At 36.2% G+C, this 12694-nt stretch carries 11 protein-coding genes; 7 read left to right on the forward strand and 4 right to left on the reverse strand.

Annotation, left to right across the window (positions count from 1 at the left end; translation table 11 throughout):
- Positions 1-66: 66 nt before the first annotated feature.
- Positions 67-855, reverse strand: a complete 789-nt coding sequence (locus IKV95_RS02575; protein WP_029091665.1) for an ABC transporter permease — start codon at positions 853-855, stop codon at positions 67-69.
- A 2-nt stretch (positions 856-857) separates the two neighbouring features.
- Complete coding sequence (locus IKV95_RS02580) at positions 858-1775, reverse strand: ABC transporter ATP-binding protein (protein ID WP_287451385.1); 918 nt, start codon at positions 1773-1775, stop codon at positions 858-860.
- Between the two features lie 397 nt (positions 1776-2172).
- On the opposite strand from IKV95_RS02580, the gene IKV95_RS02585 reads away from it, so the two are divergent.
- The 3 genes from IKV95_RS02585 to IKV95_RS02595 all read left to right on the forward strand — a co-directional run bounded on the left by IKV95_RS02585 (position 2173) and on the right by IKV95_RS02595 (position 7762).
- Positions 2173-5259 (forward strand): efflux RND transporter permease subunit, encoded by a 3087-nt coding sequence (locus IKV95_RS02585; protein WP_106786424.1) that lies wholly within the window; start codon positions 2173-2175, stop codon positions 5257-5259.
- A 175-nt stretch (positions 5260-5434) separates the two neighbouring features.
- The gene (locus IKV95_RS02590) at positions 5435-6577 is read left to right on the forward strand and encodes a cell division site-positioning protein MapZ family protein (RefSeq protein WP_069118524.1); all 1143 of its coding nucleotides are present in this window, start codon (positions 5435-5437) and stop codon (positions 6575-6577) included.
- 336 nt (positions 6578-6913) lie between these two features.
- Complete coding sequence (locus IKV95_RS02595; protein WP_069125780.1) at positions 6914-7762, forward strand: LD-carboxypeptidase; 849 nt, start codon at positions 6914-6916, stop codon at positions 7760-7762.
- Here the strand turns inward: IKV95_RS02595 and IKV95_RS02600 are convergent.
- Together IKV95_RS02600 and IKV95_RS02605 are read right to left on the reverse strand one after the other, a co-directional pair.
- Positions 7752-8051, reverse strand: coding sequence for a hypothetical protein (locus tag IKV95_RS02600; protein ID WP_069118518.1), 300 nt, complete (start codon positions 8049-8051; stop codon positions 7752-7754). The genes IKV95_RS02595 and IKV95_RS02600 overlap by 11 nt on opposite strands.
- 113 nt (positions 8052-8164) lie before the next feature.
- Positions 8165-8479: a helix-turn-helix domain-containing protein gene (locus IKV95_RS02605; RefSeq protein ID WP_029091670.1), complete on the reverse strand. Its 315-nt coding sequence runs from the start codon at positions 8477-8479 to the stop codon at positions 8165-8167.
- Between the two features lie 278 nt (positions 8480-8757).
- Here IKV95_RS02605 and IKV95_RS02610 point away from each other — a divergent pair, with 278 nt between their 5' ends.
- The 4 genes from IKV95_RS02610 to rnr all read left to right on the forward strand — a co-directional run bounded on the left by IKV95_RS02610 (position 8758) and on the right by rnr (position 12690).
- Positions 8758-8943 (forward strand): helix-turn-helix transcriptional regulator, encoded by a 186-nt coding sequence (locus IKV95_RS02610; RefSeq protein WP_029091671.1) that lies wholly within the window; start codon positions 8758-8760, stop codon positions 8941-8943.
- 147 nt (positions 8944-9090) lie between these two features.
- The gene (gene secG, locus IKV95_RS02615) at positions 9091-9324 is read left to right on the forward strand and encodes a preprotein translocase subunit SecG (RefSeq protein ID WP_029091672.1); all 234 of its coding nucleotides are present in this window, start codon (positions 9091-9093) and stop codon (positions 9322-9324) included.
- A 227-nt stretch (positions 9325-9551) separates the two neighbouring features.
- On the forward strand, positions 9552-10298 hold the full coding sequence (locus tag IKV95_RS02620; RefSeq protein WP_069118516.1) for an alpha/beta hydrolase: 747 nt from the start codon (positions 9552-9554) through the stop codon (positions 10296-10298).
- A gap of 25 nt (positions 10299-10323) precedes the next feature.
- Positions 10324-12690 carry a ribonuclease R gene (gene rnr, locus IKV95_RS02625; RefSeq protein ID WP_069118515.1) on the forward strand — a complete coding sequence of 789 codons (2367 nt, stop codon included), beginning with the start codon at positions 10324-10326 and terminating at the stop codon, positions 12688-12690.
- The last annotated feature ends 4 nt before the right edge of the window (positions 12691-12694 follow it).

Below are 12694 nucleotides of genomic sequence, written 5' to 3' on the forward strand. Positions count from 1 at the left end.
GACAGGCTCCTCCGGTTTTTTTCGTATTTTTTTAACACTTCTATTACAGTATAACATAGTTTTTAATTAACTGAGTGCAACATCTCTTCGATTGAATACTAATTGCGAAATGATATAAAACAGAACGATGTAACAGCAGAGCGCGATGATCATTTCAGTAGCAGATAATTGATAATCTAAAAACTGAGCGCTTTTTGGTAACACGGCTTCTTTTATGTTCAATGTGTTGAAAGGGTTCCAACGTAACCAGTGATACTTTTGCATAACTATGGTCGAAATAGCATTCAGTATACTAGACGAGAATAAAATAGCTGTTCCGAGTCCGACTGCCAAGGCTTGCGAACGAAACGAAGCTGAGATAAAGACTGAAATCATAATATAGAAGATCATTAGAAGAAGGTTTGCACTAATTGTTCGAAGTGCTAAGCCCATTGCTGATACAGAAACGGTACTGCTCATATTAGCTAACAGATCCACATTGTCGAAAAAGACAAGTGTTCCTAAGTATGACGAAGCAAACAATAAGAGAGATAATACGATAGCCATTACAAAGGTAGTGATGATTTTTGAAAGCATAATTTGAGTGCGACTGTATGGACGTATTAATAAAAATTTAATCGTTCCTTGACTGAATTCAGTTGCAACAATTGTACTTGCTACAATAACAATGAATAAGTTGATGAACGATGTTTGTCCGCCAAGTGTAGAAAAATAATCTGCGCCGCCAGGGACTATTTCAAATCGTTTACTAAGGTAAGCAAAACCAAAACCGAAAATAAATGTAAGGAGAATGAAAACCAAGGTTGATTTTCGATACCATAATTTTGCAATTTCATTTTGAATTAAAGCATACATTATCAATGGCCTCCTTTATGGTTGGTTAATTTAATAAAGTTATCTTCAAGTGATTCACGATGATGCTCTAGCGTAATGATGTCAATATTATCGTTAACAAGCGTGCGAATAATTTCTGCTAAAGAAGTTGATTTCAAAGTAACGACCAGTTCTGAACCAACAATCTCAGACACGTAATCAAGTGTTTCTAATGATAATTTGGCTGAGTGGTTGTCATTTGTTGTTAAACGAACAGTTTGAGTAGTTGCTAGCATTGAGTCAAGTGATTCATCTTTAATAATGACGCCATTTTCTAACACTAACAGACGAGTACAAATTTGTTCTATTTCATTCAATAGGTGACTTGAGATAAAGATCCCTACGTTTGAAGTCTGAGCAAGTTCTTTCAATAATTCTCGAAACTCACGAACCCCCTGAGGATCTAAACCGTTAGTTGGTTCATCTAAAATTAATACTGATGGATTGTGCAAAATAGCTTGGGCAACACCAAGACGTTGACGCATACCCAATGAATAAGTTTTTACTTTATTATGGATACTGTCTGTTAAATGAACTTTTTCAATAATCGCATCCAGTTCATCAGTTGTCACCTCGTAATCTGATAAACGAAGGAATTGCTGCAAGTTTTGATACCCAGTCATATAATTATAAAATTCAGGATTTTCAATAATTGCTCCAATATGTTTCAAATAATCACGATTTGTATGTCGTACTGTTTCACCTAAAACAACAATCGATCCGCTGGTGGGAAAAGTTAAGCCTACAATTTGACGCATAATTGTTGTTTTACCAGAACCATTTGGACCTAATAGACCTAATATTTCGCCTTTTTGCAATGAAAAATTAACATCTTTTACAAGGTCCTTACGTTTAATACGTTTTGTGATGTTATCTAAAGATAGTACTGTGTTTGAGTCCAATTAAATCACCGCCTATGTCTGTATAGTCTCTATTTAAATTAAATACCCTATATGATAATAAATTATCATTTTTAATGTGATAAATGCAATTGATATCTATTGTAGAGATACTTCATCTAAAAGGCAACGATTTTGTTGTGACAAAAATAAAAGCTGTTTTTATAAAAAACTATTAATGTGAAAAAAGGAGGCTTTTTAAAGGAATACGTCTTTTTTTAATTAAATCAACAGTTAATGGAGGAGGTTTTTAAAACGGAATGAAAACAATTTTGAAAATGCGACTAAAAGGCATAATTGTTCCATACATATTATGTGCAATTGCAATATGTCAATGCTATATTATAAAGATACTATGCCAAATTGGGGCGATAGAAAACAGAACGAGAAGGAGAAAATTATGAAAAGCACTGTTAATTTTGTTTTGCGTAACAAACTAGCAATTTGGATTATGACAATTATTATTGCTGGAGCAGGAATATATTCGGGTATGAAAATGAAAATGGAAACAATGCCTGATATTTCGATTCCAATCATCTCAGTATCGACAACGTATCCTGGTGCAACACCAGAACAAGTTGCAAATGATGTTTCGATACCTGTAGAAAATGCAGTTGAGTCATTAAAAGGTGTTAAGACAGTAACGTCAACATCTTATCAAAACATGTCCTCTTTACAGATTGAATACAATTATGGAGCGGATATGAAAGAAGCTCAAGAGAGCGTTAAGGAAGTCATTGAAAAATTAGAATTACCAGAAACGACTACTAAACCAGTCGTTGACCGAGTATCGATCAATGCGTTCCCAGTTATTGCATTAAGCGTATCGAATAAAGATCAATCCATTGCAGAATTAACTGATACTGTAGAAAATAATATTATAGGTGATATTCAAGGTATTGATGGTGTAGGTTCTGCAACAGCTACTGGTCAACAAGTTGATAAAGTTAAGTTGACTTATGATCAAGCTAAAATGGCTAAACTTGGTTTGACTGAAGACGCGGTTGCACAAGTTATAAAAGCAAGCGATTTGAAAATGCCATTAGGTATTTTTAACTTCGAAAAATCACAAGAATCTGTTGTGGTGGATGGAAAAGCAACAACCATTAAAGAGTTAGAAAACGTGGAGATTCCAACTGTAAACCCTGATCCTGAAAAAGCGGCAGCAGCAATTGCGGCAGGTGAACCTCTCAGCGTTAAATTAAAAGATATCGCTTCTATCAAAAAAGTAGGTGAAGTTGAATCAATTTCACGTACAAATGGCCAAGATGCGATTGCAATTCAAGTCGTTAAGGGACAAGACGCTAATACCGTAGATGTCGTTAACGCAGTTAAGGATAAAGTGAAGTCATATGAAGATCGTTATGATGTTAAGATTGATGTTACCTTAGATCAAGGTGAACCAATTGAAGCATCAGTTAAAACAATGGTTGATAAAGCCCTATTTGGTGCTTTGTTCGCAGTTATCATTATTTTGATTTTCTTACGTAACTTCCGTTCAACAATAATTTCAATTGTTTCTATCCCGATGTCGTTATTAATGGGTGTGATTGTTCTTAAACAAATGGACATTACCCTTAACATGATGACGCTGGGTGCGATGACGGTTGCGATTGGTCGTGTAATTGATGACTCGATTGTTGTTGTTGAAAATATATACCGTCGAATGCATTTACCTGATGAAAAATTAAAAGGTAAAGCTCTAATTCGTGAAGCAACATTAGAAATGTTCCGACCAATTATGTCATCTACTTTAGTAACTGTGGCAGTATTCGTTCCACTAGGTTTGGTGAGTGGTATGGTTGGTGAGTTATTCTTACCATTTGCGTTAACCATTGCTTTTGCTTTAGTAGGATCATTAATTATTGCGGTAACGATTGTTCCAGTGCTATCACATACATTGTTCAAAAAAGAGCTGAATGGTCAAAAACCAGTTAAAAAACAAGTCGAAGAACACGGTAAAATGGCTATTGGTTATACGCGTATTCTAAAATGGGTACTTAACCATAAGTGGATTACATCGTTAATTACACTAGCGGCTTTAATCGGAAGTTTAGCATTAACACCACTCGTTGGCTTTAGTTTTATGCCTGATGATGAACAAAAATTAATGTACGTTACTTACACACCAAAAGCAGGTCAAACTGATGCAGATGTTGCGAAAGATGTTAAAAAAGTTGAGAAACTTTTCATGGATCGTAAAGATGTTAAAATGACACAGCTTTCAACAGGGGGCGCAAACCCAATGATGGGCGGATCAGGTAATGGTTCGTTAATGTATGTAACATTTGATGATGATGTGAAAAACTTTGATTCAATAAAAGATAAAGTACTTAATCAAATTGAAGGCTTTAAACAAGCGGGTGAATGGAAGTCACAAGATTTCACTATGACTTCAAATAGTGAGTTAAGTTATTCCGTTTATGGTAATAGTGAGAAAGAAATTAGTGGCACAGTGAAAGACATTGAAAAAATCATGAATGAACGAAAAGATATGAAAAATGTAACTTCTTCATTAACAGAAACATATGAAGAACATACACTTAAAATTGATGGTGATAAAGTTTCAGCATTAGGATTATCAACAGCTCAAATTGGGCAAGCGATCAACCCTAATAAGCAAGCAACTGTATTAACAACAGTTAAAAAAGGTGATAAAGACATCGATGTTGAAGTTCAAAGTAGTGTGAAAGCACCTGATAACTTTAAAGATGTCTTAAAAGAAAAAATTAAAACACCGACAGGTCAAGAAGTTGCATTATCAGAGCTTGTAAAAGTTGAAAATGGCACAACAGCTAACTCTGTTAGCCGTAGTGAAGGTAAAGTCTTCGCAACTGTTAAAGGTAAAATAACAGATAAAGATATTTCAAAAGCTTCTTCAGCTGTACAAAAGAAAATTGATAAATTAGAGACACCTAAATCAATTGATATTAGTTCAGGTGGTGCGACTGAGGATATGGCAGATGCCTTTAGCCAACTTGGATTAGCGATGGTTGCAGCAATTGCGATTGTTTATCTTATCCTTGTTATCACATTCGGTGAAGGTCTTGCACCGTTTGCAATTCTCTTCTCATTACCATTGACTGTTATTGGTTCTATCGTTGCACTACTGATTGCTAGAGAACCAATTGATGTGTCAACAATGATTGGATTATTGATGTTAATCGGTATTGTCGTCACGAATGCGATTGTACTCGTCGATCGGATTATCCATAAAGAACATGAAGGAATGCCGATGCGAGAAGCGATTCTTGAAGCAGGGGCAACGCGTTTACGTCCAATCCTAATGACAGCCATTGCAACAATTGGCGCTTTAATTCCACTTGCGATTGGAGCAGAAGGCAGTGGTTTAATTTCTAAAGGTTTGGGAGTAACTGTAATTGGTGGGCTCATTAGTTCAACACTTCTAACATTAGTTATTGTTCCATTGATGTATGAGGCACTATCAAAATTATTAAAGAAAAAACGTAATAAAACAGTCGAATAACTGACTAGAGGATGACAAACCAAATCTCACTTCCTATTAAATCAACGTTGTTGAATTTAATGGGAGGTGTTTTTAAATTAAAAGCACAAAAAATAACAGTATCAAAAGGTTGATTAAGAAATTTTAAAGTGTTTTTGTTATACTTAAAGTATATATTGTAAGAGGGGGAAAGCTAATGCCGAGTCGGTCAGAATATCGTGAAGATAAGCAACAACAAAAAAAACGTAAAAATAAAAAGCAACTGATCATAATAGTTAGCATTTTGGCTGCACTATTCTTAATATATGTAGGTGCTCTAAAATATCAAGAGTACGCTTCAGCCAAAGAAGAAAAGCAAAAGCACACGGCGTTTAGTAAGAGTGAACAAGGATTAGAGAAAAGCGCCACTCAAGCCATTGCGTCACTTTATTCAGAAGAAGAACCAGCTTTCTTAAAAAAAGATCTTAAGGAAGATGAAATCAAAGAAGCACAATTAAAAGTAGCGAAAGTGAAAAATGAAAGTACTCAAGAGAAATTAGCAACCAAATTACGTACGGTCGAATCGATGTTCACCATTCAGAGCAGCTTGAATGGCATCTTTACAACTGAAGTCATTAATGGCGACAGCACTGCCAGAGTAACGGATGCTATCTTAGATGATGACGTGAAGCCTGAATCAATTGCAACGGTTGAAAAAGCATTGGCAGAATTGCGTTTGGATAATGAATGGATGATAAGAACAAAAGCATTAACTGAAGAGGCACAAAAACAATCCTCGGCAAATGAGACGATTCTAGATGTACTTGCTAAGCAAAAAGATTTGGTCGGACTTTCGGAGCGTCGCAGTAACTATGAGGAAGCAAAAGAATTACTTAAAGAGATAAAAAATAAAGATTTACATAAGAAATATGAGGCGCAATTAGCTAAAATAGAAACGATATTGGCAATGGACGAAAAGAAAGAGCAAATTAGAGTTGAAGCTGAGGAAAAACTCCGTGAACAAGAAGCTGCTCTAGCTGAACAAAAAGCACGTGAAGAAGCGGCTGCTTTAGCAGAGCAAAAAGCACGCGAACAAGCAAATGCGGCAGAAGCTGCTGTTGAAGCTAAAAAAGCAGACGAAGCTAAGAAGGCGGACGACGACAAACAAGCAGCGGAAGCTAAGAAGGCAGAAGACGACAAAAAGGCAGCAGAAGCTAAGAAAGCAGAAGACGATAAAAAAGCAGCAGAAGCTAAGCAGGCAGAAGAAGACAAAAAAGCAGCAGAAGCTAAGCAGGCAGAAGAAGACAAAAAAGCAGACGAAGCTAAGCAGGCGGAAGATGCAAAAAAAGATAAAGATTAATCAGGGGAGCACACGTTATAAAGAGCGTGTGCTCTTAGATTATAGAAAAAGCAAGATGAAAATTGTTTACCTTCGACAACTTATGTCAGATGATTTTCTGGAAAATGAGCAGACTTAAGAGAAATGCTGATATAATAGGCACGGTGAGCGAATAATGGTGCGCGTATTAGAATACGCAATCTTGAATGAGCGAGGTGTAACGACTTAGATGAGTATTTGTCTTAAGACTGAGGCACGCGTTATAAAGAGCGTGTGCCTCTTTTTATCAAGGATTACAAAAGTGAGTTGAAATGATAGGATAGGATAACAGTAAATAATAGATAGGGGTGTTGAACCATGTTAGTAAAAGGAGATAGTATTGGTTTAATTGCGTGTTCGAATGCGAGACCCTCACGTTATGAAGAAAAAATAAAAAACGTTGAGGGTTTTATAACAGCGCTAGGCATAAATATTGTGAGAGCGGAGACATTATTAGAAACAGACGAAAAAACAACTTCAGCGCCTCAAGCACGTGCTTTAGAATTGCACAAGTTGTATGACAATGAAAAAATTAAGTTGATTTTTGATATTTCAGGTGGAGATTTAGCGAACCAAATACTGCCATTTCTCGATTTTGAACGTATTACAGCAGCAAATAAACCCTTTGTTGGATTGAGTGATTTAACTACGGTATTGAATGCTGTCTTACAGCAAACGAATCAAAAAAATTACTATTTTCAACTAATGACGCTTGCGGGTACAAAAGCAGTGGAACAGCAAAATTTCTTTAAAGAGTATTTTGTTGAGGGGCATGAAACAATTATAGAAACAAGAGGTTTAACTGATTTTAAGGAAATAGTTGGGAAAATGTATGGAGGGAATATCCGTTGCTTATTGAAGCTAGCTGGGACTTCTTTTTGGCCAGAATTCAAAGGGAATATCATTCTCTTGGAAGGTTTTTCGGGCAGCTATGAACGCAATGCCAGTTATATAGCACAATTACAGCAACTTGGTGTCTTTACTGACTGTATAGGGATTGTGTTAGGAACATTTACAGAATTGGATCAAAAAAATACGACGTTAATCGAGTCCTTGATTTTAGCAGCAGTTCCGGATGATTTACCAGTGGCCAGAACGTCAGAAGTGGGCCATGGTGATGACGGTAAGGCGATTGTATTAGGTCACACCATTACAATTAGAGGGTAGCGAATATTTCGTTGTTTTCATCAAGGTGAAGCGAAGGTGTGATGGTTGAGTCGTAACCTCTTTCAATCATCAACCAAGAACGTAAGGCTTGAATAATCATTGAGCTTTCTAAGTGACAAATAATCCGTTGCCCAATTAAAACAATTGCTTCAAAAAACGGATGATTATTGGTACTGCTTCCTTTGAGTTGAATTTTCAATAAATGGCTATCTATTTGTTGATCATAACCAATAGTTGCTGTAATGGCATCTGCGATATTAGCGGATGATAAAGTTGTTGATTTGAACATAGTGCAGACACCTCCTTCTTCATAAATTTAAACGATAAGCTAATTTTAACTTAGTTTTCTGAAGAAGGTAGGTGTTTTGTGTGGTGAAATGATTAAGCTTAAGAGAGAATCTTTTAATCTTCTTTTATTATATCCCAGATTTTTTTTAATTTTTGCAAATCAGCTGGATCGGCTTCTGGTAATAAACGGTACCAGTCCAGTAAGTCATTTTCAGCTAAATGACTCATTTCGATAGGAGTGGATTCATAGCCAATTAGATAGTCGACAGAGACCTCGAAAAAGCTTGCTAACTTCATAAGCATATCTTTATCTGGAGTACGTTGACCGGTCTCATACATTGCATAAGTCGTCCGCGCTATTCCCAATGCGTTAGCGATATCGACTTGTCGCAGTTTTGTAGTTTGTCGTAAACTTTTCAAAATTTCCATGGATTGCCTCCTTGTTTCAACGTCACTTTATGTGTAGTCCTTCTTTTATTATACAGTTAGAAAGATAAACAGTAAAATAATAGTATGTATAGGCGAATAGAGGGATTTGGTTATAAATCTTTTTGATATAAAAATTTAAATCTAAAAATGATTGTCGTTTTCTTTTTTTGAGTGACTAGTAAAATAAATAGTTCATCCGTAAGGGTAACGTTTGACAATATAGGTAGAAAAAGGCTATATTTATGATACACAAAACGTGACCTTAGGAGGGGAGAAAGTTGAGAAAATGGCTTATAGAACTTCGAAAAGGAAAGTGTTTAACGCAACAAGAAGTAGCAGATGAAATTGGCGTCTCTCGAACAGCTTATGCAATGTATGAACAAGGACAGCGTAATCCGGCTGTTAAAACAGCAAAAAAAGTAGGAGAATTTTTATATTTCGATTGGACAAGATTTTTCGAATGATAAGTTACGAAATGTGTCATTTGAAGTCATGTTATAAAATGTCCAAAAGAGGATATAAAATAAATCGGGGACCTTTGTGATAAACTAGCACAGGTACTAATTTCATGTTATACTATTATTATATATTTTGTTTTTGGAGGACGTATTATGCATACTGTATTATTAGTGTTATTGATTATCACATGTGTTTTATTAGTTACTGCTGTTGTTTTACAACCTAGTAAAGATGCCGGTTTATCAGGCGCACTTACAGGTGGAGCAGAGCAATTATTCGGTAAAAAGAAAGTACGTGGCGTTGAACTTGTACTTCATCGTGCAACGGTTGTACTCTCAGTCTTATTCTTTGCGCTAGTTATTTTATTAAGCTTTTTTGTGAAGTAATTAAAACAAAGATGGTTACACAAAGAAACTGTTTGTTTTCACAGGCGACTTCACTGTATCTTCTGGATAATTGGCAATAAGAGATTCATCCCAACGATACGCGTGCGGCTGTTTGGCTACGGAAACAAGGCGATAATTCGCTCAAGCATCTGCATAAGGCAGGTGCTTTTTGTTTTTTATAATATAATAATAAGCGATAGGAAAAATTTATAAGGAAGTGAATCACGATGAAATTACGTCAAGCTGAACCATTTTATTTTAAGAAGGGACCAAAAGCCTTTCTGTTACTCCATGGTTTTACAGGAAATACAGCAGATGTGAGAATGCTTGGGCGCTTTTTAGAAGATCAAAACATCACTAGCTATGCGCCTTTATATAAAGGACACGGTGGTACACCTGAAGCCTTGTTAGAAACAACCCCCGAAGATTGGTGGTCTTCAGTGCTTGAAGGTTACCAATTTTTAAAGGATGAGGGGTTTGATGAAATTGTTGTTGCTGGTTTGTCCTTAGGCGGCGCTTTTTCATTAAAATTAGGCTATAATTTGCCTGTAAAGGGTATCATTACTATGGCTGCTCCGTCGGAAGTGAACGGTGATTCGCCTATTATACGTGGATTCCGCAGCTTCGCTGAAAAATATAAACAGTACGAAGGAAAAGATGCTGAAACAATTGCTGCTGAAATGACAGTCTTCGATTCAGAGTCGTTTTCAACCATCACGCAATTATCGAATGAAATTCAATCAATTAGAGATAATATTGATATGATTTATGCGCCAATTATGGTCGCTCAAGGTGAGCAAGATAAAATGGTTACCAGCGATAATGCCCAATATATTTATGATCACGTAGAATCAAATGATAAAAGCTTAAAATGGTATCCGAAATCGGGCCATATACTGACGTTAGACATTGAAAGAAAACAATTGCATGAAGATATACTTGCGTTTAGCGAGACATTAGATTGGAGCAATTAACAACTATGATAAGGAGGTGTTGTGCATGTCATCACAAACACAATACAAGGATGAGGTAATCGCTTTTCTAAAGACACAATCAGACAAGGCTGTATCGATAGAGGAGATTGAAAAAGGAATACATATGGGTGATGCAGACGAGTTTAAAGTATTGGTGAAATCACTTGTTCAGCTTGAAGAACGAGGTAAAATAATTCGAACAAAACGCAATCTTTACGGTCTTCCAGAAAATATGAACCATATTACAGGACGATTCCAAGCACATGAAAAAGGTTTCGGTTTTGTTATTCCAGAGGATAAAACATTAGATGATGTTTTTATTCCACCACGCATGACAAATAATGCAATGAATGGCGATACTGTTATGGCTGAAATTATGCAGTCGAAACGTAATGATTCTCGCCAAGAAGGTGTGATTATTAAAATTATTGAACGCGGCACACAAAATTTAGTTGGTCTTTATACAGAGGACACAAATGGTGACGTTTATGTTGTACCAGATGATAAAAAATTAAATTTCCGCATTCAAATTATTGAAGAGGGTAGTGTTAAAGCTGTTGCAGGACATAAAGTTGTTGTGACAATTAAAGAATATCCTGAATCTAATCAAGATGCTAAGGGGTATATTACGAGCGTTATTGGTCACAAAAATGATCCAGGCGTTGATATTTTATCAATTGTTCATGGTTTGGAAATCGACATTGAGTTTCCTGATGCGGTTATTGAAGAAGCTAACCGTGTGCCCGATCAAATCGATCCAGCAACAATCGGTTCGCGTCGTGATTTAAGAGCAGAGATGTTAATTACAATTGATGGTGAATCAGCTAAAGATTTAGATGATGCAGTAAGTGCCAAACAATTGCCAAACGGTAACTACGAATTAGGTGTTCATATTGCCGATGTTAGCCATTATGTAACTGAAGGTTCGGAATTGGACACGGAAGCAGCTGAAAGAGGTACAAGTGTGTATCTAGTTGACCGTGTTATCCCGATGATTCCTCATCGACTTTCGAATGGTATTTGTTCATTGAATCCGAAACAAGATCGTTTCACACTATCGTGTGTGATGGAAATTGATAAAAACGGGTCTGTTGTACGCCATGAAATTTTTGAAAGTGTGATTAACACAACAGAACGTATGACTTACACAGGCGTTAATCAAATTTTAACCGATCGTGATGAAGCTACTCGTGAACAATTTAAAGAAGTAGTGCCGATGGTTGAAACAATGGAAAAAATTGCACAAAGTCTCCGTCATCGTCGTGATGTTCGTGGATCAGTCGATTTTGACATTGGTGAAGCTGGCGTTATTGTTGATGAAAATGGCCACCCGACTGATGTTGTTTTACGCACACGTGGTGTGGGTGAGAAAATGATTGAAGAGTTTATGCTAGCAGCGAATGAAACTGTAGCTGAGCATTTTAATAAAATGCATGTGCCATTCATTTACCGAGTGCATGAGGAACCAAAAGAAGATCGTTTACAAACGTTCTTTGAGTTCATTACTAATTTTGGAATTACAGTTCAAAATTCTAAAGATGGTTTGAAACCAAGTGTTTTACAAGAAGTATTAGATAAAGTCAAAGGTAAACCAGAAGAATTGGTCGTATCAACAGTGATGTTACGTTCAATGCAACAAGCACGTTACGATGTTCATAGTCTAGGACATTTTGGTTTATCAACAGAATATTATACACACTTTACATCACCAATTCGTCGTTATCCTGACTTAATGGTTCATCGTTTAATTCGTTCATACCTTATTAATAAGCAAACGGATGAAGCAACGATGGCACATTGGAATGCTGAATTACCAGAAGTTGCTGAGCACACTTCAAAAATGGAACGTCGTGCTATTCAAGCAGAACGTGCAACAGATGAGTTGAAGAAAACAGAATTTATGCTTGATAAGATTGGTGAAGTATACAAAGGTGTTATCAGTTCAGCAACAAACTTTGGTTTATTCGTATCGCTGGAAAACACAATTGAAGGCTTAATTCATATCAGTGCGCTAAAAGGTGATTACTTTAACTTCAATCCTCAACAATTTGCTTTAATTGGTGAACGTTCAGGTAAAGTGTATCGTATTGGTGATGAAATTATGGTTAAGGTTGAGAAGGTAGACGTTGAAGCGCGTAAAATTGATTTCTCAGCTGTAAAAGAAGGCGATGATAGCGTAGTGGACTTAGGCGAGTTGAAAACATCAGAACGCCGTGAGTATTCAAAAGGTCGTCGCTCAAAAAAACCGCTAAATCTCAAAGGCAAAGGTGATTCACCGAAAGCTGATAAAGATAAGCCTAAATATGGTGGCGGCAGTATCTCTGGTAAAAACACCAATAAGAAAAACAATAAAAAAGGTAAAAAAACCTTTTATCAAAAATACTCTAAATAAATAA

This window comes from Brochothrix sp., assembly GCF_017549435.1.
GTDB classification, from domain to species: domain Bacteria; phylum Bacillota; class Bacilli; order Lactobacillales; family Listeriaceae; genus Brochothrix; species Brochothrix thermosphacta.

Coding starts and splice junctions, on each gene's coding strand:
- IKV95_RS02575 (WP_029091665.1), bottom strand. CDS start 855: ATGTATGCTTTAATTCAAAATGAAATTGCAAAATTATGGTATCGAAAA.
- IKV95_RS02585 (WP_106786424.1), top strand. CDS start 2,173: ATGAAAAGCACTGTTAATTTTGTTTTGCGTAACAAACTAGCAATTTGG.
- IKV95_RS02590 (WP_069118524.1), top strand. CDS start 5,435: ATGCCGAGTCGGTCAGAATATCGTGAAGATAAGCAACAACAAAAAAAA.
- IKV95_RS02595 (WP_069125780.1), top strand. CDS start 6,914: ATGTTAGTAAAAGGAGATAGTATTGGTTTAATTGCGTGTTCGAATGCG.
- IKV95_RS02600 (WP_069118518.1), bottom strand. CDS start 8,051: ATGTTCAAATCAACAACTTTATCATCCGCTAATATCGCAGATGCCATT.
- IKV95_RS02605 (WP_029091670.1), bottom strand. CDS start 8,479: ATGGAAATTTTGAAAAGTTTACGACAAACTACAAAACTGCGACAAGTC.
- secG (WP_029091672.1), top strand. CDS start 9,091: ATGCATACTGTATTATTAGTGTTATTGATTATCACATGTGTTTTATTA.
- IKV95_RS02620 (WP_069118516.1), top strand. CDS start 9,552: ATGAAATTACGTCAAGCTGAACCATTTTATTTTAAGAAGGGACCAAAA.
- rnr (WP_069118515.1), top strand. CDS start 10,324: ATGTCATCACAAACACAATACAAGGATGAGGTAATCGCTTTTCTAAAG.